At 58.9% G+C, this 24,111-nt stretch carries 20 protein-coding genes; 7 read left to right on the top strand and 13 right to left on the bottom strand.

The window, feature by feature from the left end:
• The first annotated feature begins 97 nt into the window (after positions 1-97).
• The 3 genes from DQN55_RS15580 (at position 98) to DQN55_RS15570 (ending at position 3,642) form a co-directional block, all read left to right on the top strand.
• Positions 98-1,423: an MFS transporter gene (locus DQN55_RS15580; protein ID WP_048379423.1), complete on the top strand. Its 1,326-nt coding sequence runs from the start codon at positions 98-100 to the stop codon at positions 1,421-1,423.
• Between the two features lie 15 nt (positions 1,424-1,438).
• Positions 1,439-2,830 (top strand): FAD-dependent oxidoreductase, encoded by a 1,392-nt coding sequence (locus tag DQN55_RS15575; protein ID WP_048379425.1) that lies wholly within the window; start codon positions 1,439-1,441, stop codon positions 2,828-2,830.
• 107 nt (positions 2,831-2,937) lie between these two features.
• Positions 2,938-3,642, top strand: a complete 705-nt coding sequence (locus tag DQN55_RS15570) for a YebC/PmpR family DNA-binding transcriptional regulator (RefSeq protein WP_048379427.1) — start codon at positions 2,938-2,940, stop codon at positions 3,640-3,642.
• A gap of 67 nt (positions 3,643-3,709) precedes the next feature.
• Here DQN55_RS15570 and DQN55_RS15565 read toward each other — a convergent pair whose 3' ends face one another.
• The 3 genes from DQN55_RS15565 to DQN55_RS15555 form a co-directional block, all read right to left on the bottom strand.
• Positions 3,710-5,029: a leucine-rich repeat-containing protein kinase family protein gene (locus tag DQN55_RS15565; protein ID WP_048379429.1), complete on the bottom strand. Its 1,320-nt coding sequence runs from the start codon at positions 5,027-5,029 to the stop codon at positions 3,710-3,712.
• 85 nt (positions 5,030-5,114) lie between these two features.
• Positions 5,115-6,266: a M14 family metallopeptidase gene (locus DQN55_RS15560; protein WP_048379431.1), complete on the bottom strand. Its 1,152-nt coding sequence runs from the start codon at positions 6,264-6,266 to the stop codon at positions 5,115-5,117.
• Positions 6,267-6,816: 550 nt separating this feature from the next.
• Positions 6,817-7,284 carry an Lrp/AsnC family transcriptional regulator gene (locus DQN55_RS15555; RefSeq protein ID WP_016782348.1) on the bottom strand — a complete coding sequence of 156 codons (468 nt, stop codon included), beginning with the start codon at positions 7,282-7,284 and terminating at the stop codon, positions 6,817-6,819.
• Positions 7,285-7,472: 188 nt separating this feature from the next.
• Here DQN55_RS15555 and DQN55_RS15550 point away from each other — a divergent pair, with 188 nt between their 5' ends.
• A complete protein-coding gene (locus DQN55_RS15550; protein WP_048379434.1) occupies positions 7,473-8,525 on the top strand; it encodes a Glu/Leu/Phe/Val dehydrogenase dimerization domain-containing protein in 1,053 nt (350 codons plus the stop codon).
• A 50-nt stretch (positions 8,526-8,575) separates the two neighbouring features.
• On the opposite strand, the gene DQN55_RS15545 is transcribed toward DQN55_RS15550, so the two are convergent.
• Complete coding sequence (locus DQN55_RS15545; RefSeq protein WP_048379435.1) at positions 8,576-8,923, bottom strand: DUF6124 family protein; 348 nt, start codon at positions 8,921-8,923, stop codon at positions 8,576-8,578.
• A gap of 129 nt (positions 8,924-9,052) precedes the next feature.
• Here DQN55_RS15545 and DQN55_RS15540 point away from each other — a divergent pair, with 129 nt between their 5' ends.
• Positions 9,053-9,709 (top strand): LexA family protein, encoded by a 657-nt coding sequence (locus DQN55_RS15540; protein ID WP_048379437.1) that lies wholly within the window; start codon positions 9,053-9,055, stop codon positions 9,707-9,709.
• A gap of 60 nt (positions 9,710-9,769) precedes the next feature.
• Here DQN55_RS15540 and DQN55_RS15535 read toward each other — a convergent pair whose 3' ends face one another.
• From DQN55_RS15535 to DQN55_RS15520, 4 genes are read right to left on the bottom strand one after another with little or no spacing between them, the layout of a single operon-like run.
• On the bottom strand, positions 9,770-11,719 hold the full coding sequence (locus DQN55_RS15535; protein ID WP_048379439.1) for an acetyl/propionyl/methylcrotonyl-CoA carboxylase subunit alpha: 1,950 nt from the start codon (positions 11,717-11,719) through the stop codon (positions 9,770-9,772).
• On the bottom strand, positions 11,716-12,534 hold the full coding sequence (locus DQN55_RS15530; RefSeq protein ID WP_048379441.1) for a gamma-carboxygeranoyl-CoA hydratase: 819 nt from the start codon (positions 12,532-12,534) through the stop codon (positions 11,716-11,718). The genes DQN55_RS15535 and DQN55_RS15530 overlap by 4 nt, the downstream gene beginning before the upstream one ends.
• Positions 12,535-12,584: 50 nt before the next feature.
• A complete protein-coding gene (locus tag DQN55_RS15525) occupies positions 12,585-14,192 on the bottom strand; it encodes a carboxyl transferase domain-containing protein (protein WP_048379443.1) in 1,608 nt (535 codons plus the stop codon).
• Positions 14,193-14,203: 11 nt separating this feature from the next.
• Positions 14,204-15,367 (bottom strand): isovaleryl-CoA dehydrogenase, encoded by a 1,164-nt coding sequence (locus DQN55_RS15520; protein ID WP_048379444.1) that lies wholly within the window; start codon positions 15,365-15,367, stop codon positions 14,204-14,206.
• A gap of 206 nt (positions 15,368-15,573) precedes the next feature.
• Here DQN55_RS15520 and DQN55_RS15515 point away from each other — a divergent pair, with 206 nt between their 5' ends.
• A complete protein-coding gene (locus DQN55_RS15515) occupies positions 15,574-17,259 on the top strand; it encodes an AMP-binding protein (protein WP_048379446.1) in 1,686 nt (561 codons plus the stop codon).
• Positions 17,260-17,904: 645 nt separating this feature from the next.
• Here DQN55_RS15515 and DQN55_RS15510 read toward each other — a convergent pair.
• The 3 genes from DQN55_RS15510 to DQN55_RS15500 all read right to left on the bottom strand — a co-directional run bounded on the left by DQN55_RS15510 (position 17,905) and on the right by DQN55_RS15500 (position 20,299).
• Positions 17,905-18,801 carry a hydroxymethylglutaryl-CoA lyase gene (locus DQN55_RS15510; RefSeq protein ID WP_048379447.1) on the bottom strand — a complete coding sequence of 299 codons (897 nt, stop codon included), beginning with the start codon at positions 18,799-18,801 and terminating at the stop codon, positions 17,905-17,907.
• An 89-nt stretch (positions 18,802-18,890) separates the two neighbouring features.
• Positions 18,891-19,307, bottom strand: coding sequence for a MerR family transcriptional regulator (locus DQN55_RS15505; protein ID WP_048379449.1), 417 nt, complete (start codon positions 19,305-19,307; stop codon positions 18,891-18,893).
• A 26-nt stretch (positions 19,308-19,333) separates the two neighbouring features.
• Positions 19,334-20,299 (bottom strand): LysR family transcriptional regulator, encoded by a 966-nt coding sequence (locus DQN55_RS15500; RefSeq protein ID WP_048379452.1) that lies wholly within the window; start codon positions 20,297-20,299, stop codon positions 19,334-19,336.
• 153 nt (positions 20,300-20,452) lie between these two features.
• On the opposite strand from DQN55_RS15500, the gene DQN55_RS15495 reads away from it, so the two are divergent.
• On the top strand, positions 20,453-21,667 hold the full coding sequence (locus tag DQN55_RS15495) for an acyl-CoA dehydrogenase (RefSeq protein WP_048379454.1): 1,215 nt from the start codon (positions 20,453-20,455) through the stop codon (positions 21,665-21,667).
• A gap of 39 nt (positions 21,668-21,706) precedes the next feature.
• Here DQN55_RS15495 and DQN55_RS15490 read toward each other — a convergent pair whose 3' ends face one another.
• Both DQN55_RS15490 and xthA read right to left on the bottom strand, forming a co-directional pair.
• On the bottom strand, positions 21,707-23,023 hold the full coding sequence (locus DQN55_RS15490) for a substrate-binding domain-containing protein (protein ID WP_048379456.1): 1,317 nt from the start codon (positions 23,021-23,023) through the stop codon (positions 21,707-21,709).
• Between the two features lie 205 nt (positions 23,024-23,228).
• Complete coding sequence (gene xthA / locus DQN55_RS15485) at positions 23,229-24,041, bottom strand: exodeoxyribonuclease III (RefSeq protein WP_048379458.1); 813 nt, start codon at positions 24,039-24,041, stop codon at positions 23,229-23,231.
• Between the last annotated feature and the right edge of the window lie 70 nt (positions 24,042-24,111).

Raw genomic sequence — 24,111 nt, 5'->3', positions numbered from 1 at the left:
TTGTCTGAGGGCCGGATTGAAGTGCTCAACACAATAAAAAAACAGGCGTTCTTTTTTTGATTCTGCCGGCACATTCACTTCTGAGGTCATACCCGACATGAATAACTCCATTGCCACTATCAAGCGTTGGCGCGTGCAGATTTTTGCCATCACTTGGCTGGCCTATGCAGCCTTCTACTTCACTCGCAAAGCATTTTCGGTCGCCAAACTCGGCATCGGAGAGGACCCAGCGTTCCATATGGACAAGATGGCGATGGCGAACCTGGATGCCATCTATCTCGCCGCCTACGCCGTCGGACAGTTCACCTGGGGCATCCTCGCGGACCGCTTCGGCCCGAGAGTCGTGGTATTGGGCGGGTTGATCATCTCGGCCCTGGCGGCGCTGGTGATGGGCACCTACGCCACGTTGCCGATTTTCGCTACGTGCATGCTGATTCAAGGCCTGGCGCAATCCACGGGCTGGTCAGGACTGTGCAAGAACATCGGAAGCTTTTTCCCGGCCCAGCAACGCGGGCGGGTATTGGGGTTATGGAGTTCCTGCTACGCCTTTGGCGGACTGGTGGCTTCGCCCTTTGCCGGCTGGTGGGCGTACACCCTCATAGGCTCCTGGCACGCCGCGTTCATTTCCAGCGCCGCGGTGGTTGGGCTGGTTGCCGTGCTGTTTTTTATTTTTCAGCGCAACAGACCCGAAGACGTAGGTTTGCCGGCGGTCGAACCCGAACCTGAAATGAGCGATGAAGAACGTGCTGCCGAAAAGCGCATCAGTGTCTGGGCTCCGCTGCGCGAGATTATGCGCAATCGTACGGTGCTGACCCTGGGGCTGGCGTATTTCATGTTGAAGCCGGCGCGTTACGCCATTTTGCTCTGGGGGCCGGTGATCGTATTTGAGCAGATGCCCCAGGTGGGCAAAGTCGGTGCGGCGATTATTCCGACGGCGTTTGAACTGGCCGGGTTACTGGGGCCGATCATGATCGGCCTGGCCTCCGACAAAATTTTCGGTGCGCGGCGGATGCCCGCCTGCATTTTGAGTCTGTTTGCGCTGACGATCTCGCTGGCCTTCTTTATGGGGGCGCTGCATTCCGGCAGCGTGATGCTGGTGGTGGCGCTGTTGTTCATCATGGGCCTGACGCTTTACGGACCTGACTCGATGATCAGCGGAGCTGCGGCCATTGACTTCGGGACGGCCAAGGCGGGTGCCACGGCTGCCGGTTTTGTGAATGGCTGTGGTTCGGTAGGCGCGATTCTTGGAGGGCTGCTGCCGGGGTATTTCGACACGGTCACGGTGTTTATCGTCTTTGCCGGGTGCGCGCTGTTCGCTTCGCTGGTGCTGATTCCGCACTGGAACAGTCGTCCTGCCGGATACAAGCAGGAATGTCCGTTCGTGCCCAACAACTCGCTGTTGATCAAACCTTTGCGTACCTGACCGGGAGAAGTACCCATGCGACCTTTTTGGCTGGAACAGGCGCTCGCGTTAGACAGTGGCGTCCCATGCGAAGCGTTGACCGGTGACACCCGTGCCCAAGTCTGCATTGTGGGAGGCGGTTACACCGGGTTGTGGACGGCGATCATGCTCAAGGAACAAAACCCGGAGCTGGACGTGCTGCTGATTGAAGCCGACATCTGTGGGGCAGGTGCCAGCGGGCGTAATGGCGGCTGCGCGCTGTCGTGGTCGGCCAAGTACTTCACCCTTGAGCGACTGTTCGGGGTCGAGGAGGCGGTACGGCTGGTTAAAGCGTCGGAGCAGAGCATTTATGCCATCGGCGCGTTCTGCGAGAAGTACGCCATCGATGCCGATTATCGACTGGATGGCACTCTGTATACCGCGACCAATGCGGCGCAGGTGGGCTCAACCGATAGCGTGATCGCTGCGCTGGAGCGTCAGTCGATCAACTCGTTCAGTAAGCTGGCGGTAGAGGACGTGCAGCGTCGGGCCGGCTCGGCCCAGCATCTGGAGGGCTGGTTTTCTCCAGCAGCGGCCAGTGTGCAGCCGGGTAAGCTGGTGCGGGGTTTGCGTCGGGTAGCGTTGCAATTGGGCGTGCGAATTCATGAGAACACTCCGATGACCGGGCTGGAAGAAGGAACGCCTGCGTTGATTCGAACACCTGATGGCAGTATTCGTGCTGATCGCGTGGTGTTGGGGATGAACGCCTGGATGGCGCGGGCGTTCCCGCAGTTCGAGCGCAGTGTGGCGATTGTCTCCAGCGACATGCTGATCACCAGGCCGCGCCCGGACTTGCTGCAGGAAATCGGCCTGACCAGCGGTGTCACGGTGCTGGATTCGCGGATTTTCGTGCACTACTACCACAACACCCCGGACGGCCGGATCATGCTCGGGAAGGGCGGTAATACGTTTGCTTATGGGGGCCGGATGTCGCCAGCATTTGATCGACCTTCCCCCTATGCAGGGTTACTGCAAAAAAGTCTGCAGCAGTTTTTTCCTGCCTTTGCCGGGGTGGAGGTCGAAGCCACCTGGAACGGCCCTTCGGATCGATCGGTTACCGGCTTGCCGTTCTTTGGGCAGATGAGCCCCTACGGCAATGTGTTCTATGGCTTTGGCTATTCGGGGAGTGGCGTCGGGCCATGCCATATGGGCGGACAAATCCTGGCATCGCTGGTGCAAGGCCAAATCAATGACTGGACGCGCTCGCCGTTGGTCGACGGGCCTCTGGGGTATTTCCCGCCTGAGCCCATTCGTTACCTGGGGTCGTTGATGGTGCGTAACGCCATCCGCCGCAAGGAACGGGCGGAGGATCATGGGCGCCGGCCCCGGCATTTGGACGTACGGCTGGCCAAATTTGCAGCCGCGGCGGGCAAGGCTGATAAGGCTTAAGGCAGAGTAGATTGGATTTTTTGGTCGATTGAGCTCTTTTTGCCGTATAAACTTGCGCCCATTCGACGGCTTACCCGCCGCGACACACCCGATTGAGAGAGTGAGTAATGGGCGCACAGTGGAAGGTTAAACACAAAGCGGACGCCGCCAATGCACGCGGCAAAATTTTCGGCAAACTGGCCAAGGAGCTGACGGTTGCTGCCCGTAACGGCGCAGACCCGGACATGAACTCGCACCTGCGTCTGGTTTACGAACAGGCCAAAAAAGCGTCGATGCCAGCGGACACCATCAAGCGCGCCATCAACAAGGGTGCCGGCATCGGTACCGATGCCGTGCAATACCATCGCGTGACCTACGAAGGTTTTGCCCCGCACCAGGTGCCGCTGATCGTTGAGTGTCTGACCGATAACGTCAACCGCACCGTCGCTGAAATTCGTGTGGCATTCCGCAAGGGCCAACTGGGTGCTTCGGGTTCGGTTGCCTGGGATTTCAACCATGTAGGCATGATCGAGGCCAAGCCGGATACCCCCGATGCCGACCCCGAAATGGCCGCCATCGAAGCCGGTGCCCAGGACTTCGAGCCGGGTGAAGAAGAAGGTACGACCTTGTTCATCACCGAAACGACTGACCTCGACGCCGTACAAAAAGCCCTGCCGGAACAAGGCTTCACTGTGCTGTCGGCCAAGTTGGGCTACCAGCCGAAAAATCCGGTGAGTGGCTTGAGCGACGAACAAATGGCCGAAGTCGAAGCTTTCCTCGAAACCCTGGACAACCAGGACGACGTGCAGGAAATGTTTGTGGCACTGGCCTGAGCCGTTGCCCTGCAAGCTTTGAGTTTGTCTCGCGCAGAAGTGACACCTGCGCGAGACGAGCCGGCGCCTACCGGATGGCGCGCAACACTTCGTTGACCTCGGTGAATCCGGGGCGTGCCAGTACCTCTGGCTGCATGCAGCGCCGCTGCAGATCTTCCAGCACCGTGCGCGATTGATCGCTCAGGCCTGAGTCAATTCGCTCCAGCAACTCCCCCAGCAAGATCCCGAACGCCCGAACTTCCAACCGTTGCAACGCGCGCGTTTGCGGGCTGTCGTCTGTGGCGTGGAAACACGCGGCGCCAAAATCTCCCAGCAGGCATTCGCCCTCTGGGTTGAACAACATATTGTGCCCATACACATCGCCATGACTGATGCCTTGCGCGTGGAGGTGGCCGGCAGCGGCGGCTACTCCGCGGGCGATATGCAGGGCGTGGTCAGCGCTGAAGCGCAGGCTGTGCGCATACACATCGCGACTGCAGCTATCGAAGCTGGGTAATTCGGCGAGGTTGGTGAACGACGGGGCGATCAGGGCCATGACCAGGCCCGCGGTGTTCTGCGGATGCCCTGTGACACGTCCCAGCACCGGGATCAGGTTCGGATGCTCCCCGGCGGCGATGCAGGCGTGCATTTCGTTGAGTGGCGAGCCATCGCTGGTGATGCTGCCTTTGTACAGTTTGACCGCCACTGACCGGGGCGGTTGACCGCTGACGCTCCACTGCGCCTGATAAATCACCCCAGAGGCACCTTCGCCCAGTCGCTGACCGAGTTCGAGCTGTGACCAATCGATGTGCTGCGAGTGGTCGGCTGCGCCCGGAGCACGGGTGTCATTGCACAGTGGGTTCGCGGCATAGGCCAGCCAGCTCAGACGTGGCAGGCGCACTAACCATTCGGGCAGTTCGCTGAGCTGATTGGCGGCGAGCCGGATCAGCTCCAGACGTTCGCAGTTGGCCAGGCTGGAGGGCAGTTGTTGCAGACGATTACCGGCCAGCATCAGCTTTTGCAGGCGTGGTCGCTCGCCCAATTCGACAGGTAAATGTTCGATGCAGTTATCGGTCAGGATCAGCCAGCGCAACTGCGGCGGCAGTGCTGCGCCAGGTACGGATTTGATCTGGTTGGCCTTGAAACCAATCATGCTCAGTTCCAGGCACTGGCCCAGACAGGCGGGCAACTCGGTGAATTGGTTGTCCGAGCAAAACAGGATTCGCAACCGGGTCAGGCGATGCAAGTCCTCGGGAAGTTGGCTTAAACGGTTGCCGCTCAGGTTGAGGATTTCCAGCGAGTCGGCCAACTGAAAAATCTCGTCCGGGAACTCGGTCAGGTCACAGCAGAGGTCGAGACGTTTTTGACCTGCCAGTTGGCCGGCACGCAGTTGGGCGAGGGTGTTCATATGCAGGCGCAGCTTCTCGTAAATTCGCTAAAAAAAGCCGCGCGGTAGCGCGGCTCAGGTACAGCAGGATTGCCCGGCGGGTGAGTTAGCGCAACTCGCGAACCATGGCCGACAGCGTCGTCAGCACGTCCTTGGCCAATTGCATCGAGCGTTTGCCCGACCAGCCGGTGAGTGCATCCGGCGCGTCATTGTTGTCCTTGAAAGGCATCTCAAGGGTCAGCGACAGACAGTCAAAACGTTCGCCCACACTGTTGCAGGCCAGGGTCATGTTGGCCTGGCCGGGCTCGTCGCGGGTGTAGCCATGCACGGTCTGGAAGTCCCGGGTCAGGTTGCTGAGGTGAGTGCGAAAACGCTCTTCGAGGCCGGCCAGGCGCGGGGTGTAACCAGGATTGCCTTCACAGCCAGCGGTAAACACGTAAGGGATTTCTTCATCGCCATGGATATCCAGAAACAGATCCACGCCGTAGGTGTTCATGTGCTCCAACGCAAAAAACACTTCAGGACTGATCTCCTGACGGGTGTTTTGCCAGGCGCGGTTCAGGTCCTGGCCATTGGCATTGGTGCGTAAATGCCCGTGAAAGGCACCGTCCGGGTTCATGTTCGGGATCAGGTACAGGTCGGCGAAGTCCAGCAATTTACGGATTTGCGGATCACTGCCCTGTTCCAGACGCTCGATGAGGCCCTCCATGAACCATTCGGCCATGTGCTCCCCGGGATGCTGCTGGGCGATGATCCAGATCTTGTGCTTGTGAGGCGCGCCGGAGCCTTTGCGCAGCAACGGAATGTCGCGTCCCTCGACACTTTTACCAAGGCTCAGCAGTTCGCACCCTGCCCATTTGAGGGCACGCTGGATCAATTGCTCATGGCGTGCGCGGCTGTAAGGTTCGAAGTAGGCAAACCAGACCTGAGGATGCTTGGCCTCCAGACTGATGTTCAATGCTGTGCCGTCAAACGAGGTGGGCACCCGGAACCAGTTTTCGTGATCGTAAGACGCGACGGCCTGGTAACCGTCCCAGGCTTTGTTGTAGGAAGACTGGCTGGCGTTGCACAACTGGAAATGGTGAGTCTGGCCGGGTGTCAGGCCGTCAACCTTGAAGTGGAACCACTGAAAGTGCGGGCTTTTGGTATCAGGTTTGATTGCCAACTGAACCTGCAGCGGATTGCTGGCGTCCAGTACCTTGATATTGCCACTGTCGAAGTCACTGCTGATATGAAGTGAAGAGGGCGCCCCGGTCATCGTCCAAATCCTGGAATCTGATAAATGTGGGCACTACTGTACATCGCAATGGCGACAGGCCAATACGGTTTTGACGGTTTGCAGGAGAGGTGAGATGAGCGCAGGGGGGGCGTCATCCCTGACGCCGCGCCAGAATAGAGTTTTTGCGACTGATTCTCAAGTGCTAAATTGCCATTACCGCCATAGTCCAGGACTTCAGGCTTTCGTTGGTCGATGTTCTTTTGCTATCATCTTGCGCATTGTAGCGGCCACCGAAAAAAACCGGCCGCACACCCGACTTCATTAGCCTGAAGCACGCTGAGCCAGATAACTGGCCACAAAAAAAAGACCCGGCCATGAGCCGGGTCAAATAACCGTGATTAGCCTGATGAGGAGGTAATTCAAAAGACCGACCTAAGGTCCCTTGAATTATCGACTGATCTCGCGACCAGCTGCATGCAATAATAATCATTATCATTTGCAAATCAAGTGTTTTCCCGCGCAATTTGGAAATTTATTTCCCATTCCTCGCTTAAAGGCTCTATTCCGGAGCTTGTATACGCGACCTTTATCAGTCCAGTAGCAGTTCTGTGGTGCGTTTGACCTCGCTCATGGCGATATTCGAGTGCGCTTCCTGGACGTGTGGCTTTTGCAGCAAGTGATCGCGTAAAAAACGTTCATAACTGTCGATGTCATGGGTCACGACCTTCAGCAAGTAATCCATGTCGCCTGCCATCGTGTAGCACTCGATCACTTCGGGGTAATCGGTGATGGCTTCTTCGAATTCAGTCAAATGGCGCCGCCCATGGCCGGACAGGCGTACATTGACGAACACCACCACGTTAAGTCCGAGTTTTTTCGGATTGAGCAGGGCGACCTTGCGCTCGATCAGGCCTTCCTCTTGCAGTCGGTGAATACGTCGCCAGCAGGGCGACTGCGACAACTCCACATGTTCTGCCACTTCGGCCGCTGAGAGATCAGCATTGTGCTGAAGCAAGCGAAGGATCTTGCGGTCTATTGCGCTTAATTTGATCTGCATGAACTGATCTGCTTTCTTATTTTTTTGGGTGGTTTCATGCAGATTATCAGAAGATTTCCTTCAATTTAGAAAGAAAAATCCCACGTTAAACCTTCACTCTTTTGCTACGGGTCGCGTATCCGTGTGTCGGGTCAGAAACTGACTTTTCGGTCTGGCCCACCCGCAGGCTAAAACAAGAGAGAAATGAAATGCCGATTTTTACTCACCCTGAATTCGATCAGCACGAGCAGGTTCAGTTTTGTCACGACCCGGCGACGGGCCTCAAGGCCATTATCGCGGTGCATAACACTCGACTTGGCCCAGCGTTGGGAGGCTGTCGCATGTGGCCCTATGCCGACGAACAGCAGGCCTTGAACGATGTGCTGCGCTTGTCCCGGGGCATGACGTATAAATCGGCGCTGGCCGGGTTGCCGTTGGGTGGGGGCAAGGCGGTGATCATCGCGGATCCGCGCAAGGACAAGAGCGAAGCGCTGTTCCAGGCCATGGGCGGGTTTGTCGAAAGCATGGGCGGACGGTATATCACGGCAGCCGATTCGGGTACCGGAGTGACCGAAATGGCGCAGATGGGGCAGCGTACGCGCCATGTCGTAGGGGCTGGCACGCGTGAACAACTGGGTGGCGGATTGCGCAGTGGCGATCCATCGCCCTCGACGGCGCTGGGGGTTTTTATCGGGCTTCGCGAAGCTGTCCTGCAACGCTTGGGCACTGCTGACCTGACTGGTTTGCGGGTCGCGATTCAGGGGCTGGGCCAGGTGGGATTCGACCTGGCACGCCAACTGAAGGCCGCAGGTGCGCAATTGTGGGTACACGATATCCAGGAGGCTAACGTACGACGTGCGGTCGATGAGCTGGGCGCCCATGCGGTGAGTGCGCAAGATATTTACGGGCTGGATGTGGATGTGTTCGCACCGTGCGCGCTGGGGGCGATCATCAATGATCAGACCCTGCAATTGTTACGGGCGCCGGTCATCGCCGGTGCCGCCAACAACCAACTGGCCAAAGCGTCCCATGCCGATGAGTTGTGGCGCCGGGGGTGTCTGCACGCGCCGGATTACGCGATTAATGCGGGCGGCATTATCGATGTTTCCTACGAGTACAACGGTGGGACGCCGGAACAAGTGCGTGAGCATGTTGAGCGGATCGGAGAAACCCTGCGTCAGATCTTTTTGCGAGCCAAGGCAGAAGATTGCAACACGACCCGCATCGCTGACAGTCTTGCTCTGGAGCGTCTGAACGCCTGAGGGAAGAGCGCTGGTGCCCTGTGCGGGTCCGCCAGCGCCTTTTGTACGTGTCAGCGTGCAGGCAGTTGCTGGGCATCAACGACGCGGTCCACGCAGGTCTTGGCCAGCTCGACGAAGTACACCATGCCCAGCACAAGGTCGCGGTGCGAACCCTGCAGGCTCTCGCTGGAGCCATGGGCCGTGGCGATGACGCAACGCAGCAGTTCCGAAGCATGCACCATCGCTTCTTCCTGACTCACGCCCTCGCGCAACAGGAACACTTTCTGGTCGTTGAGCTGTTGGGAAACAGATGGTTTCAAATAATAGTCGAGTGCGCGCTGCGTGGCAGCGCTGTCCTTCAACGCGTCGAGCTCAGGATCCGGATCGGTTTTAAGCGGCATCTGGGTTATGGAAGTCATGATTTACCTGCATTTCGGAAGTTAATCGAATCAGCAAATCAAGATTAGTACGCTAAGTATTTTTATCTATAGGTCAAATAATACATAATGTGTATTGTTGCGCCGAATTCAATCCGTATTGTTCGGCAGATGGATAAATGGATCGCTTTAGTCAGAACCAAATTGCGCGAGTTGAAACTCACGCAAGAAAAACTAGCCGAACGCGTAGGGGCTTCCCAGGGCGGGGTCGGGCATTGGCTTAACAAGCGTCGTCAGCCTGATCTGCCGACGATGAACGCTGTGCTGCATGCCCTTGGGCTGGAGCACCTTGAAGTGGCCCTGGTCATTCGTGAGCGCAGTGGTGCGAACGAAGAGGCCGGTCCTGATGAATACACCTACGACATCACGTCAGCCTTCCGTTACCCGGTGAGTGACTGGGTGTCGGCAGGTCAAGTCAATGAGAAAGCACAGGCGGGCTATGCACCGGGTACGGTGTTCGAAGTCAGCGATCATTACGCCAAGGGGCCGGCGTTCTGGCTGCAGGTGACGGGCGATGCCATGACGGCTCCGGTCGGCGTCAGTATTCCGCAAGGCATGATGATCCTGGTCGATCCGGACATCGAAGCCAGGCCAGGGAAAATGGTGATTGCCCGTACGCCCGAGTCTGAAGCCGCCACCTTTCGCCAGTTGATCGAAGAAAGCGGTCAGCGTTACCTCAAGCCCCTGAACCCGACCTATCCCAAGACGCTGTTCGATGATCAGTGCCGGATTATCGGGGTGGTGGTACAGGCAACCGCCAAGTTTTAAGCAGCCCCGCCAGCATCAAAAAAGCGGCTACCGGTGACGGTAGCCGCTTTTTTATGGGGCTTATTGCAACTCGGTCAGTTCAACCAGCGCAGTGCCTTCGCTAACCATCTCGCCTTCCTGGCAAAACAGCGCTTTGACCACACCCGCGTGCGGTGCCCGCAAGCTGTGTTCCATTTTCATCGCTTCGAGCACCACCAGCTGGGTACCGGCCTCGACGGTTTGGCCGACCTCGACCAGTATGCGCACGATGCTGCCATTCATCGGAGCCGTCAGGCCGCCTTGCACCGAGTGGCTGGCGTTGGCGGCAGCAATCGGGTCATCGGTGCGTATGCCGTGCAGCTCACCTTCCCAGCGCAGGTAGAGCGTATCTGCCCGGCGAACGGCCAGGTGCTGGCGGCGTATGCCGGCCTGCTCAATGATCAGTTGGTCATCTTGCAGCACGGCCGTTTGGCCACTGAGATGGATGACCCGATGCTCGCCATTGCAATTCAGCGCCAACAGCGTGCGCGCAGGCAAGCCGTTGCGAAACCCGTTACCTGCCGACCAGGGCGAAGCCGGGTCATCGTGGCGAACCTGATGGGGGCGGGTTTGATCGAAGGCTTCAGCGGCCGCTGTCCAAAAGGCTGTGGGCAAAGGCTCAATGGCGGGCAGCAATTGTTCCTGGTAGCGCGGGATGAATCCGGTATCCAGTTCTGCCGCGGCGAAGGCCGGGTGTCCGAGGATGCGTCGTAAAAAGCTCAGGTTGGTTTTCAGGCCGCCAATGGCGAACTCATCAAGCATGGCCAGCAGCCGCAGGCGTGCCTGCTCACGGTCTTCGCCCCAGGCGATCAACTTGCCCAGCATGGGGTCGTAGAACGGTGACACCTCGTCGCCCTCGCAAACCCCGCTGTCCACCCGACGCCCCGGGCCAGCCGCCGACTCGCGGTACACCTCAAGCCGTCCGGTTTGAGGCAGAAAGTCATTGCCCGGGTCTTCGGCATACAGGCGCACTTCAATCGCGTGCCCATGTAACGGTACTTCAGCCTGAGTGAGCGGCAACGCTTCACCGCGGGCCACGCGGATTTGCCAGTCCACCAGGTCCAGCCCGGTGATGGCTTCCGTGACCGGGTGTTCGACCTGGAGCCGGGTGTTCATCTCCATAAAGAAGAACTCACCCCGGGCATCGAGCAAAAACTCAACGGTGCCGGCCCCGACATAGCCTATGGCCTGTGCCGCACGGACGGCGGACTCACCCATGGCCTGGCGCTGCGCGGCACTCAGGCCTGGCGCCGGAGCTTCTTCAATGACTTTTTGATGGCGGCGCTGAATCGAGCAGTCGCGCTCGTTCAGGTACAGGCAGTTACCGTGCTGGTCGGCAAAGACCTGAATCTCGACATGACGGGGTTTGAGTACGTACTTTTCCACCAGCATGCGCGCATCGCCAAAGGATGACAGTGCCTCACGCTGCGCCGAGGCCAGTGCGTCGGCCAGTTGGCTGACGTCCTCGACCACTTTCATGCCTTTGCCACCACCGCCGGCGGTTGCCTTGAGCAACACCGGGTAGCCGATGTGTTCGGCGGCAGCGCGAAAGGTTTCCAGATCCTGGGCTTCGCCGTGGTAACCCGGTACCAAAGGCACCCCGGCGACCTCCATCAAGGCTTTGGCCGCAGACTTGCTGCCCATCGCATCAATGGCCGCGGCCGGGGGGCCGAGGAAGATCAACCCGGCGGCTTCGATGGCGCGGGCAAAGCCGGCATTCTCTGACAGAAAACCATAACCGGGGTGAATCGCCTGAGCGCCGCTGGCTTTGGCAGCGGCGATGATTTTGTCGATTTTCAGGTAGCTGTCAGCGGCCTTGCTGCCGCCCAGGTCGACACAGATATCGGCTTCGCGGCAATGCCGTGCATCCCGGTCGGTCGCACTGTGGACGGCAACCGTGGTCAGGCCCAGGGCTTTGGCCGTGCGCATCACCCGGCAGGCGATCTCGCCCCGGTTGGCCACCAGCAGCGTTGTCAGCATGGGGGACGTCATGGGCGTGGTTCCTGGGTCAATGGGGCAGACTGCCAGTTGGGTGTGCGTTTTTGCAGAAAGGCGCGCAAGCCTTCCTGGCCTTCGGGGCTGACCCTGATCCGGGCGATGGCGTTTTCGCAATAGCGGCGAATGGCCGGGGTCGGTGCGCCGTGGCTGACTTCACGCAGCAGATCCTTGCAGGCACGCATGGCGTGGGGGCTATTGAGCAACAGGTTGTCGACCCAGTGCGCGACCTGTTGTTCAAGCGCGTCAGCCGCATAGCTTTCTGACAGCAATCCCAGTTCGCGGGCGCGTTCGCCACTGAAGCGTTCGGCGGTCAGGGCGTAGCGCCGCGCGGCGCGTTCACCGATGGCCTGCACCACAAACGGACTGATGACGGCAGGCGCCAGTCCGATGCGCACCTCTGACAAGCAAAACTGTGCGTCATGCGTTCCGATGGCCATGTCGCAGGCGCTGATCAGGCCCAGCGCTCCACCGTAAGCCGCGCCTTGAACCACGGCCAGGGTAGGTATTTTCAGCTTGGCCAGGTTGTACATGAGTTCGGCCAGGTGCCGGGCGTCGTCGAGGTTGGTGTGGTAGTCGAGCTCGGCCGATTGCTGCATCCAGGCCAGGTCGGCACCGGCGCTGAAATGCTTGCCGCGTCCGCGCAGGACCAGAAAACGTATGTCGGGATCACCCTGCACCGCATGCAGGGCGAGGATCAACTCGCGAATCATCTCGGCGTTAAAGGCGTTGTTCTTTTGTTCACGGCTCAACCACAGGGTGGCAAAGCCCCGTGGATCGGTTTGCAGTTCGAGGGTGTTGAAATCGATCATGTCCGTCAGTCCTTAATGGCTGCACGCAAAGGGAATGTCTGGGGGTGCGGTTACATGCGGAACACACCGAAGCGCGTCGCCTCGACCGGTGCGTTCAACGCTGCTGACAGGCCCAGCGCCAACAGGTCACGGGTTTGCGCCGGATCGATGACACCGTCATCCCACAAGCGGGCGCTGGAATAGTAGGGGTGGCCCTGCTGTTCGTACTGGTCAAGGATTGGCTGTTTGAGTTCAGCTTCTTCCCGAGCCGAGAACGTCTCGCCATTACGTTCCGCCTGCTCACGCTTGACCTGGACCAGAACGCCGGCGGCCTGTTCTGCCCCCATTACGCCGATGCGTGCGTTGGGCCACATCCATAGAAAGCGTGGGTCATAGGCCCGGCCGCACATGCCATAGTTACCTGCACCAAAGCTGCCGCCGATGATCACCGTGAACTTGGGAACCCGGGCGCAGGCCACGGCAGTCACCAGTTTGGCGCCGTGCTTGGCTATGCCGCCGGCTTCGTACTTTTGCCCGACCATAAAGCCCGTGATGTTCTGCAGAAACACCAGCGCAATACCGCGCTGGCAGGCCAGCTCAATAAAGTGCGCACCTTTTTGCGCGGCCTCGGCAAACAAAATGCCGTTGTTGGCCAGGATCGCGACCGGATACCCGTGCAGATGCGCGAAGCCACACACCAGCGTGGTGCCGAACAGGGCTTTGAACTCATCGAATACCGACCCGTCGACCAGCCGTGCAATCACTTCGCGGACATCAAAGGGCTGTTTGGCATCGGCGGGGACTATCCCGTACAGCTCATCACTGCTGTACAGCGGTGCCAGCGGCGTGCGCTGCTGCAACTGCCCCAGTTTGCGCCAGTTGAGGTTGGCCACGCTGCGTCGGGCCAGAGCCAGCGCGTGCTCGTCACTGTCGGCGTAATGATCGGCGACCCCGGAAATCTTGCAGTGCACATCGGCGCCACCCAACTCCTCAGCGCTGACCACTTCACCGGTGGCGGCTTTGACAAGAGGCGGGCCGGCGAGAAAAATCGTCGCTTGCTGGCGCACCATGATCGCTTCGTCGGCCATGGCCGGCACGTAGGCGCCACCTGCGGTACACGAGCCCATGACCACGGCAATTTGCGGAATGCCCGCTGCACTCAGATTGGCCTGGTTGAAAAAGATCCGGCCAAAGTGCTCGCGATCGGGAAACACTTCATCCTGACGGGGCAGGTTGGCACCGCCCGAGTCCACCAGGTAGATGCATGGCAGACGGTTCTGCTCGGCAATCGTCTGTGCCCGCAGGTGTTTTTTGACTGTCAGCGGGTAGTACGAGCCGCCTTTGACCGTCGCATCGTTAGCGACAATCATGCACTCCACGCCTTCGACCCGACCAATTCCGGCAATGATTCCGGCGGCCGGAACGTCTTCGCCGTAAACGCCATACGCCGCCAACTGGCTCAGCTCCAGAAAAGGCGAGCCACTGTCCAGCAGGCGGTCAATACGCTCGCGAGGCAGCAACTTGCCGCGTGAGGTATGACGTTCCTGGGCTTTGGCGCCTCCGCCCTGTTGCACCTCGGCCAGTAGCCGGTGCAGGGCGTCGACTTGCTTGAGCATCGCGTCACGGTTAGCGGCGAACTCGGCCGAGCGCGGGTTGAGGGTGGTGTGCAGAATGGACATGGACGCGCTCCTTAGCGGGTTTCGTTAAAGAGTTCGCGACCAATCAGCATGCGGCGAATTTCGCTGGTTCCGGCGCCGATTTCATACAGCTTGGCGTCACGCAGCAGGCGCCCGGCCGGGAATTCATTGATGTAGCCGTTGCCGCCCAGGATCTGGATCGCGTCGAGGGCCATTTGTGTGGCGCGTTCGGCGCTGTACAAAATCACCCCGGCCGCGTCCTTGCGTGTGGTTTCACCCCGTTCGCATGCAGCGGCCACGGCATACAGATAGGCGCGGCTGGCGTTGAGCTGGGTGTACATGTCCGCCACCTTGCCTTGGATCAGCTGGAATTCACCGATGCTCTGGCCGAACTGTTTGCGGTCGTGGATATACGGCACCACCAGGTCCATGCAGGCTTGCATGATCCCGGTAGGGCCACCCGACAGCACCACACGTTCATAGTCGAGGCCGCTCATCAAAACCTTGACCCCGGCGTTCAGCGTGCCGAGCAGGTTCTCTTCAGGCACTTCGACATCGTCGAAGAACAGTTCACTGGTGTTGGAACCGCGCATGCCGAGCTTGTCGAAATGGCTGCTGCGGCTGAAGCCTTTCCAGTCACGCTCGACGATAAAGGCGCTGATCCCGTGAGCGCCTTTTTCCAGGTCGGTCTTGGCATAGATGACGTAGGTGCTGGCGTCAGGGCCGTTGGTGATCCAGGTTTTACTGCCGTTGAGCACAAAGTGGTCACCGCGTTTGTCTGCGCGCAGTTTCATCGACACCACGTCAGAGCCGGCATTGGGCTCGCTCATGGCCAGCGCGCCGACATGTTCACCGCTGATCAGCTTGGGCAGGTATTTGAGTTTTTGCGCGTGACTACCGTTGCGGTTGATCTGGTTGACGCACAGGTTGGAGTGCGCGCCGTAGGAGAGGGCGACGGAGGCCGAGCCGCGGCTGATTTCTTCCATCGCCACCACGTGGGCCAAATAGCTCAGGCCGGTGCCGCCGTATTCTTCAGGGACGGTGATGCCCAGCAGCCCCATGTCTCCGAACTTGCGCCACATGTCTGTGGGGAACAGGTTGTCCTTGTCGATTTGCGCCGCTCGCGGCGCCAGTTCAGCGGCGACGAAGGCCTGGACCTGATCGCGCAGCATATCGATGGTTTCGCCCAGGGCGAAGTTCAAAGTCGGGTAGCTCATGGTGCACCTTGATCGTTGTTCTTATTGGGGGCGATGGCGGCATCGCCACGGGTATGCTTTACGTTAACGTAAACTTGGCGGGCAAGGCTGTCAATGACCTTTACGTTAACGTCAACTTAGGCCAGAGTAATGACCGTTCTCCCTCTAGAGACAGCGCCGAGATCCGCGTTGCTCATGCTCCCAAAACAATCACAAGAGGAGTTGCCATGAAGTCGCAATCTGTCCCCAGTTACAGCCAGGGCGCTCAAGACAAGGCCCTGCTGGCGATGACCATCGGTCAGGCTTTCGATCAAACGGTTGCACGTTATTCTGAAGGCGAGGCGTTGGTCGTCTGCCATCAGCGCCAGCGCTATACATGGGCGCAACTGGGGCAGGCGGTTGACCTGCACGCCAGAGCGCTACTGGCATTGGGCCTGGAGGCGGGTGACCGGCTCGGGGTATGGGCGCCCAACTGTGTTGAATGGTTCATCTGCCAGTTCGCCAGTGCCAAAATCGGCGTGATTCTGGTCAATATCAACCCGGCCTATCGTCTTGCTGAGCTGGAGTACGTGCTCAAACAGTCGGCCTGTCAGTGGCTAGTGTGCGCGGGTGCGTTCAAGACATCCGATTATCACGCCATGCTCCAGACGTTGATCCCGGAACTGGCCGCGCAACCGGCAGGGCATTTCAAGAGTGAGCGCTTTGAAGCGTTGCGCGGGGTCATCAGCCTCAGCGAGCAACCGCCGTGCGGTTTCATGCCCTGGTCGCAACTCGCGACGGCAGGCGCCGGGGTGCCGGTCAGCCAGCTCTATGCCCGTCAGGCCAGCGTGCAGTTCCATCAGCCGGTGAACATTCAGTACACCTCAGGCACCACAGGCTTCCCGAAAGGGGCAACCCTCAGTCATCACAATATTCTCAATAATGGCTATATGGTCGGCGAAAGCCTCGGGTTGACATCCAGCGATCGGCTGGTAATCCCGGTGCCGCTGTATCACTGCTTTGGCATGGTCATGGGCAATCTGGGGTGTGTGACTCATGGCACGACCATGATTTATCCCAGTGATGCTTTCGACCCGGGCCTGACCTTGCAAGCGGTTGCCGAAGAGTGCGCGACCGGGTTGTACGGCGTGCCCACCATGTTTATCGCCATGCTCGATCATCCGCAACGGGCCGGGTTTGATCTGTCGAGCCTGCGCACCGGGATCATGGCCGGGGCAACGTGCCCCATCGAAGTGATGCGTCGGGTGATTCGTGAGATGCACATGGGAGAGGTGCAAATTGCCTATGGCATGACCGAGACCAGCCCGGTATCGATCCAGACCGGCCCGGCGGATGACCTGGAGTTGCGGGTGACGACGGTGGGACGTACCCAGCCGCAGCTGGAGAGCAAACTGGTCGATGCTCAAGGCAACATCGTTGAGCGTGGTCAGGTAGGCGAGCTCTGTACCCGGGGGTACAGCGTGATGCTGGGGTACTGGAACAACCCGCAGGCCACCCGGGAAGCCATCGACAGCGAAGGCTGGATGCACACCGGCGATCTGGCCGAGATGAGCGAGCAGGGGTATGTGCGCATTGTCGGGCGCAACAAGGACATGATTATTCGTGGCGGCGAAAACGTTTACCCGCGTGAGCTTGAAGAGTTTTTCTTCACGCATCCGGCGGTGGCCGATGTACAGGTGGTAGGGATTCCGGATGCCAAGTACGGTGAAGAGATCGTCGCCTGGATCAAGCTGCATCCGGGACACGTGGCCAATGAGCTGGAATTGCAGACCTGGTGCAAATCACGAATCGCCCATTTCAAGACACCGCGCTACTTCAAGTTTGTCGAGGCATTCCCGATGACCGTGACCGGCAAGATCCAGAAGTTCAAGATGCGCGAAATCAGCATTCAGGAGTGCCAGCAACTGCGCTGAACGGGCGGTGAAACCTTGCAGGAGCGAACGTCTATCGCGTGGCCATGGTGCCGCTGGCCGCTCGTTCCTGTGCTAGAGGTTTGCGGTTTTCAGGTTCTCCAGACAGCACAAAGGGGAGCCGAGGCTCCCCTTTAATTTGTCGTTGCGTGCTCTTTTTTTATTATTGAGGGGCGGTCTATTGTTGTTTTTGGAACCGTGGCCCTTTGTTGCTGTTTTGGTGATCCCCATCCGGGATCAAGAGCAAACGTATTTTTTTGAGCGCTGATCCACTTTTATCACTGGCTATCAAACCTGTGATCCAACCTGTGCGGGTGCTACCTGAAGGTAGTTTTATTATTCTCTGCCCGGTTGCGAGGTGGCTTGTTAGCTCCCCGGAAAAGTAAACCTTCTCCAAAAAAATCTGTTAGCTGCGTCTCTGCCGTGTTGTTTTTGTTATGTCAGAGTCGTTTCGTATTGTTTTTATTATGTTGCCGCAATTTTTATTCTTGTTATGCCATAGAGATAGCAGGAGCCGTGCCAACTTTTAAAAATCGTTATAAATCAATGGCTTGTATTTTATGGCCATAAAAAACCGGCCATGAGGCCGGTCGGTTTGTTTCCGTGTTACTCGTTTCAGTGACAGTGCGGTAACACCGCGGCACACTTTTAGCCCTGGCGCGCCTTGGCCACCCGTGAACCGGTAACACGACCCAGCACGTTGCAGATGTGTTGCCCGGCCAGCAGCAGCTTGTCCATGTCGACCCCGGTTTCAATGCCCATGCCCTGGAGCATGTACAGCACGTCTTCGGTGGCCACGTTACCGCTGGCACCCTTGGCGTAGGGGCAGCCGCCAAGTCCGGCGATCGAGCTGTCGAACACGGCGATCCCTTCCTGCAGGCTCGCGTAAATATTCACCAGCGCCTGACCGTAGGTGTCGTGGAAATGCCCGGCGAGTTTTTCTCGCGGCACGTGCGCGGTGACAGCCTCGAACATCGCCCGTGTAGCGTTGGGTGTACCGGTGCCGATGGTGTCCCCCAGGGAAACCTCGTAGCAGTCCATCGCGTACAGCTCTTTGGCCACGGCCGCGACCTGTTGCGGAGGCACGTTGCCCTCGTACGGGCAGCCGAGCACGCAGGACACATAGCCGCGCACGCTGATCCCGTGTTGTTGTGCGGCTTCAATGATGGGCACAAAGCGCGCCAGACTTTCGCTGATCGAGCAATTAATATTGCGTTGCGAGAAGGCTTCGGAGGCGGCCGCAAACACGGCGACTTCCTTGACGCCTGCCGCCACGGCGTCTTCAAAACCGCGCAAATTGGGTGCCAGCGCGCCATAGACCACCCCGGGCTTGTGCTGGATCCGGGCGAAGACTTCGGCGGAGCCTGCCATTTGCGGCACCCATTTGGGCGAAACGAAACTGCCGACTTCGATATAGCCAAGCCCGGCGTCGGTCAGGGCGTCTACCAGATGCACCTTGTCTGCCACGCTGATGGGCATGGCTTCATTTTGCAGGCCGTCGCGCGGACCGACTTCGATCAGGCGCACATGGGTGGGAAGTGTCATGGGGGTTCACCTGTTGAATAGCGTTAAGCCTTATAGGCGCGAAGGTGCAATGCGTTGGCGTGTCCTGATGCCATTGCAGCAGGAAAAGCCTATAGCACTGTCGAGGTCCGGGAGGCCGTCTGGCTTTTAATGGTTTGCTCAAGTGCCTGGGTACAGCGCTCCTCGGCGGTATCCAGCTCCAGCTGCATTTGCTGGATATCCAGCAACTGTTGTTCCAGTTGCTCACGGCGTTCGGCAATTTTGCCCAGCATGCTGTTCAGCTGTTTTTGATTGCCGCTGCTCGGGTCATACAACTCGATCAATTCGCGGCATTCAGCCAGCGAAAAGCCGATGCGCTTGCCGCGCAATATCAGTTTCAGGCTGACTTTGTCCCGCGCTGAATACACCCGCTCCTGACCGCGTCGTTCAGGGGCGAGCAGTCCTTGTTCTTCATAAAAGCGAATGGCGCGTGTGGTGATGTCCAGCTCGCGGGCAAGGTCGGAAATACTGTACGTCTGGCTGCTCATGGGCGGGCTCTGGAAAAATCGTATTCCTAAGCTAATGGCTGCTTGACGTATACGTCAAGCAGGTGCGCGGCTTCAGCTTTCTTTTCCTGAGCGATCTGTTGCTGGCACAGCTCGATCAGTTGCTCACGCATCCAGCGGTTGGCAGGGTCTTGCTCTGTGCTTTCGTGCCAGTACAGATGAGTTTCAACCGTAGGCAACTCATTGAGCGGCAACGCTACGAAATGCAAAGCATGACGGCGGGCGAAACGCTCGGGCACGGTCATGACCATGTCGGTTTGCTGCAGCACATTGGACGCCATCAGGTAATGCTGTGAGCGCAGGGTGATTTTGCGTTGCTGGCCCATTTTGCCCAGAGCCAGGTCCACTTCGCCGAGGCCGTTGCGCCGGGTTGAAATATGGATATGGGTCAGTCCCAGATAGTCATCGAGGCTGATCGCCGATTTGTCGGCCAGCGGGTGTTCCTGGCGCATGGCACACACGTAGCGGTCTTCCATCAGCTTGACGTGGCGCACTTGCGGGTCGGTATTGAGCGGCGCATCCACCGCGAAGTCCAGGCGTCCGGCGGCCAGGTCGCTGGTGGTTTCACGACGATGGGAGAGAAAGCTTTCAACCACTACCGCGGGAGCCTGGCGTCGCAGGCGCTGAAACAGCGGCGGCAAAATGACCGCTTCGGACAGGTCAGTCATGCTGATGCGGAATGTCTTGTTCGCCTGCAGCGGGTTGAAGGTGCGGCTTTCCTGCACCGAGACACGCAGCAACGCGAGGGCGCTGCGCACCGGGCTGATGATGTTTTGCGCCATCGGTGTCGGCACCATGCCCTGAGCCGTGCGCACGAACAACGGATCGTTGAAGCTTTCGCGCAGTCGCGCCAGAGCGTTGGACACGGCCGGCTGAGTGATACCAATGATTTGCCCGGCGCGGGTCAGATTGCCTTCGGTGTAAATGGCGTCGAACACGACAAACAGATTGAGATCGACCTTGCTCAGGTTCATGGCACGGCTCTGGTGATTGAAAGGGGACTGCGCCCGAATCATATATTGCTTATGAATGGTAATACACGCGGTAAATAGACAAGGTAAATGAAGGTCGGCTGATCTAGGATCGGAACATCACTTTTGACATGACCGGTATGAAGGTAGCTCTCCATGGATTTCGCTTATTCCCCGAAAGTTCAGGCGCTGCGCGAGCGCGTCACCGCCTTTATGGACACCCATGTGTACTCGGCAGAGGCGGTCTTCGAACAACAGGTGGCGCAGGGTGATCGCTGGCAGCCGACCGCGATCATGGAGGAACTGAAACGCAAGGCCCGGGCGCAAGGTCTGTGGAATCTGTTCTTACCCGAGTCGGAGCGCGGCGCTGGCTTGACCAACCTGGAATATGCGCCGCTCGCTGAAATCATGGGGCGTTCAATGCTTGGCCCCGAGCCATTCAACTGTTCCGCCCCGGACACCGGCAATATGGAAGTGCTGGTGCGTTACGCCAGCGCGGCGCAAAAACAGCAATGGCTCGAACCACTGCTGCGCGGCGAGATTCGTTCGGCGTTTGCCATGACTGAACCCGATGTCGCATCGTCGGATGCCACCAACATGGACGCCCGCGCCGTGCGTGATGGTGATGAATGGGTGATCAATGGTCGTAAATGGTGGACCTCCGGCGCCTGCGACCCACGCTGCAAAATTCTGATTTTCATGGGGTTGAGCAATCCTGAAGGCCCGCGTCATCAGCAACACTCGATGATCCTGGTACCGGTCGATACGCCGGGTGTGCACATCGTGCGCCCATTGCCGGTGTTCGGTTATGACGATGCGCCTCATGGGCACGCCGAAGTGCTGTTTGAACATGTGCGGGTGCCGTACGACAACGTCCTGCTTGGGGAGGGGCGTGGCTTTGAAATTGCTCAGGGCCGCCTTGGGCCCGGGCGTATTCACCATTGCATGCGTTCCATCGGTATGGCTGAGCGGGCATTGGAATTGATGTGCAAGCGCGCGCTCACGCGCAACGCCTTCGGCAAGCCGCTGGCCAGGCTGGGTGGCAACATCGATCTGATCGCCAACTCACGGATGGAGATCGACATGGCGCGGTTGTTGACGCTCAAAGCGGCGTACATGATGGATACGGTGGGTAATAAAGTCGCAAAAAGTGAAATCGCGCAAATCAAGGTCATCGCCCCAAACGTGGCGCTCAAGGTTATCGACCGGGCGATTCAGATCCATGGTGGGGCCGGGGTGTCGGGGGATTTTCCGCTGGCCTACATGTACGCCATGCAGCGCACGTTGCGCCTGGCCGATGGGCCGGATGAAGTGCACCGGGCGGCGGTGGGCAAATACGAGTTAGGCAAATATGCGGGGCAGGGCGTTTAACCTACTTGCGCTGTCAGCATGGTTACAACGCTGGGGGACTCAATACACCCACACCTCAACCCGGCGGTTTTTCAAGCGGCCCTCATCTTCGGTGTTGGCCGCCACCGGCATGTGGGCGCCATAACCGCGAATCTCACGCAGCACCACGCCGCTTTTCACCAGCTCACGGCGCACGGCCATGGCCCGTAGCTTTGACAGCAGTTCTGCCCGTTCGGGGTTGTCCTTGGCATCACCGAACCCCACCAGGGTGACGTGTTTGTTGAGTTTGTCGCTGGCGTTTAAGTAGGCCACGACACGTAGCAGATCCTGGCGTGCCTTGTTGTCCAGCGAGGCGCTGCCTTCGTCAAAGCGAAAATTAACCGACAGGCGCTCGGCCTGCTGTGTCAGCGTCAGGTAATCCTCAGGCATGTGCGGGCCGGGAAGCACGCGACTGGCCAGGACGGTTTGGGCGACAAAGCCGTGTTGCGAAACGATGGCTTGTCCGTGGGCGCCTTGAGTGAAGTTGATGAGCGCTTTGGCCCATGGGTTATTCGACGAAGGAGGCAGGTAAAAGTACAGCCGCCGGGACAAGGGATAATCTTCGCTGGCGATCAGGCTGTTGAGAGGCAGCATCGGTTGCGAGGCCCCGTCGACAAGGGCCAGGGCTTTCGCCTCGCGGATATAAGGCAGGCCGATAAAGCCGATGGCTTGCGGGTCATGGCTGACCGCTTCTGACAGTTGCTTGCTGGACTCGAAACGTTGCGACTGGGGGCTGAGCCGATGCCCGGTGCGGCTCAGGACCAATTGGTTGAAGGTGTCGTAGGTGCCCGACCGGTCGTCGCGGGCATACACGCGAATCGGCCCGCCGACGCCGCCCAGAGCTTCCCAGGTAGAGAGTTGCCCACTGAAAATCTGCGCCACTTGCTCGGTGTTCAGTTGATTCAGCGGGTTGTCGGGATGAACAATAATGGCCAGGCCATCAATGGCGATCACATGCTCGGCGTCGGGGCTTTTCAGATCGCCCAGCGGATCGAGCTGGACCAGCTCGTGATCAGTGATGCTGCGCGACGCCGCGACAAGGTCGGCCTCACCGGCCTTAAGGGCGCTAAACCCGGTGCCTGAACCGTGCGCCGAGACCGCCACCCGGATCTGTTGGCCCTGAGCGTTGGTCCCTATGATGTTGTGTTCGTTGGGCGCAGTGGTCGGGACACTGTGGATATCGTGCAGACCTTGCTCCGCCAGCATCGCCGCGACCAGCGCCGGTCCCAGACTGGCACCTATGGTATTCGAGCCCTGAATTCGCAAATCGGCAACGGGCGCGGCACACGCCAGGTGAGTCATCACGAACAACAAGAACAACGGCATCAGACGCAGCATCAACGGGCACCTTCCTCTGGGCCATAGCAGTGCCAGCAATTTAACCCGGAGGTATTGCAAGCCCATGACATCGCCCCGTTGCATTCGGGGAAGCCTGTAGCCGCTGCCGCAGGCTGCGAAAAGGGCCGAGGCCCAGCGGCTACAAAAGCTGTTTGTAGCAGCAGTCGAGCGGAGCGAGGCCGCGTCCGGCTGCGCAGCAGTCGTTTTAGTTGAGCTCCAGCCAGATAGGGGCGTGGTCGGAGGGTTTTTCCATGCCGCGCAGGTCGTAGTCGACGCCGGCATCCTTGATCCGTGGCACCAGACCGCGGGAGGCCAGGATCACGTCGATGCGCAGGCCGCGCTTGGGTTCGTCTTCAAACCCGCGGCTGCGGTAGTCAAACCAGCTGAAGCGGTCAGCCACGTCCGGGTGCAGGTAGCGGAAGCTGTCGACCAGGCCCCAGCCCTTGAGGCGTTCCATCCATTCGCGTTCTTCAGGCAAAAAGCTGCATTTACCGGTTTTCAGCCAACGCTTGGCGTTGTCCGGGCCAATGCCGATGTCGCAGTCCTGAGGAGAGATATTGATGTCGCCCATCACCACCAGCGGTTGTTCGTTGCTGAACTGGTTTTCCAGCAACAGTTGCAGGTCGCTATAGAAACGTTGCTTGGCCGGAAATTTGGTCGGGTGATCGCGGTTTTCGCCCTGCGGGAAGTAACCATTCATGATGGTCACCGGCTGGCCATTTTCGTCAGCGAAAGTACCCCAGATAAAACGTCGCTGGGCATCTTCCTCGTCAGTGGAGAACCCCTTGTGCAGCTCCAGAGGTGGCTTGCGCGAGAGCAGGGCTACGCCGTAATGGCCTTTTTGCCCGTGGAAGTGCACGTGGTAGCCCAGTGCTTCGATGTCAGCGAAAGGGAACTGTTCATCGCTGACTTTGGTTTCCTGCAGGCCGATCACGTCGGGCTGATGTTTCTCGATCAGCGCTGCCAGCTGATGCGGCCGAGCGCGCAGGCCATTAATGTTGAATGAAACGATTTTCATGAGCGGGCAGTCCTGAGCAAAACTAAGATGCTAGCGGACTGAGGCGTTAGCGGCCAGCATGCAGTAGGGT

The sequence above is a fragment of the Pseudomonas taetrolens genome (assembly GCF_900475285.1).
GTDB classification, from domain to species: Bacteria; Pseudomonadota; Gammaproteobacteria; order Pseudomonadales; family Pseudomonadaceae; genus Aquipseudomonas; species Aquipseudomonas taetrolens.
Note: the sequence above shows the minus strand (reverse complement) of the source record. Positions and strands in the feature narration are given on the sequence as shown.

Bases quoted from the DNA above. Each gene is read 5' to 3' on its own strand.
- DQN55_RS15580 (WP_048379423.1), top strand. From the start codon at position 98: ATGAATAACTCCATTGCCACTATCAAGCGTTGGCGCGTGCAGATTTTT.
- DQN55_RS15575 (WP_048379425.1), top strand. From the start codon at position 1,439: ATGCGACCTTTTTGGCTGGAACAGGCGCTCGCGTTAGACAGTGGCGTC.
- DQN55_RS15570 (WP_048379427.1), top strand. From the start codon at position 2,938: ATGGGCGCACAGTGGAAGGTTAAACACAAAGCGGACGCCGCCAATGCA.
- DQN55_RS15565 (WP_048379429.1), bottom strand. From the start codon at position 5,029: ATGAACACCCTCGCCCAACTGCGTGCCGGCCAACTGGCAGGTCAAAAA.
- DQN55_RS15560 (WP_048379431.1), bottom strand. From the start codon at position 6,266: ATGACCGGGGCGCCCTCTTCACTTCATATCAGCAGTGACTTCGACAGT.
- DQN55_RS15555 (WP_016782348.1), bottom strand. From the start codon at position 7,284: ATGCAGATCAAATTAAGCGCAATAGACCGCAAGATCCTTCGCTTGCTT.
- DQN55_RS15550 (WP_048379434.1), top strand. From the start codon at position 7,473: ATGCCGATTTTTACTCACCCTGAATTCGATCAGCACGAGCAGGTTCAG.
- DQN55_RS15545 (WP_048379435.1), bottom strand. From the start codon at position 8,923: ATGACTTCCATAACCCAGATGCCGCTTAAAACCGATCCGGATCCTGAG.
- DQN55_RS15540 (WP_048379437.1), top strand. From the start codon at position 9,053: ATGGATAAATGGATCGCTTTAGTCAGAACCAAATTGCGCGAGTTGAAA.
- DQN55_RS15535 (WP_048379439.1), bottom strand. From the start codon at position 11,719: ATGACGTCCCCCATGCTGACAACGCTGCTGGTGGCCAACCGGGGCGAG.
- DQN55_RS15530 (WP_048379441.1), bottom strand. From the start codon at position 12,534: ATGATCGATTTCAACACCCTCGAACTGCAAACCGATCCACGGGGCTTT.
- DQN55_RS15525 (WP_048379443.1), bottom strand. From the start codon at position 14,192: ATGTCCATTCTGCACACCACCCTCAACCCGCGCTCGGCCGAGTTCGCC.
- DQN55_RS15520 (WP_048379444.1), bottom strand. From the start codon at position 15,367: ATGAGCTACCCGACTTTGAACTTCGCCCTGGGCGAAACCATCGATATG.
- DQN55_RS15515 (WP_048379446.1), top strand. From the start codon at position 15,574: ATGAAGTCGCAATCTGTCCCCAGTTACAGCCAGGGCGCTCAAGACAAG.
- DQN55_RS15510 (WP_048379447.1), bottom strand. From the start codon at position 18,801: ATGACACTTCCCACCCATGTGCGCCTGATCGAAGTCGGTCCGCGCGAC.
- DQN55_RS15505 (WP_048379449.1), bottom strand. From the start codon at position 19,307: ATGAGCAGCCAGACGTACAGTATTTCCGACCTTGCCCGCGAGCTGGAC.
- DQN55_RS15500 (WP_048379452.1), bottom strand. From the start codon at position 20,299: ATGAACCTGAGCAAGGTCGATCTCAATCTGTTTGTCGTGTTCGACGCC.
- DQN55_RS15495 (WP_048379454.1), top strand. From the start codon at position 20,453: ATGGATTTCGCTTATTCCCCGAAAGTTCAGGCGCTGCGCGAGCGCGTC.
- DQN55_RS15490 (WP_048379456.1), bottom strand. From the start codon at position 23,023: ATGCTGCGTCTGATGCCGTTGTTCTTGTTGTTCGTGATGACTCACCTG.
- xthA (WP_048379458.1), bottom strand. From the start codon at position 24,041: ATGAAAATCGTTTCATTCAACATTAATGGCCTGCGCGCTCGGCCGCAT.